At 68.1% G+C, this 254-nt stretch carries 1 pseudogene; it reads right to left on the minus strand.

The features are described 5' to 3' along the window. Positions 1-254: pseudogene (locus SB725_RS32545) on the minus strand (EamA family transporter); the annotation flags it as partial.

Consider the following 254-nt stretch of genomic DNA (forward strand, 5'->3'; position numbering starts at 1 on the left):
CGGCAGCGTTGAAGCACACCAGCGGCACCAGCGTTACCGGCCCTGCCGCCATCAACCACAACGCTTCGCTGCTGGTGTAGAACGCGCCCTGCGCGCTCATCGCGGCGGGGTGCAGCAACAGCCAGCCGAGGGCCAGGGGCACCAGCATCCAGGTTTCCACCACCAGGCCCGGCAACGCTGCCACGGGCGCCTGTTTGCGGATCAGCCCATAGAAGCCGAAGGTCAGCGCCAGTACCAGCGAGACCCAGGGCAGG

The organism is Pseudomonas sp. SIMBA_041 (genome assembly GCF_046535095.1).
In the GTDB taxonomy this organism is placed as follows: domain Bacteria; phylum Pseudomonadota; class Gammaproteobacteria; order Pseudomonadales; family Pseudomonadaceae; genus Aquipseudomonas; species Aquipseudomonas mucoides.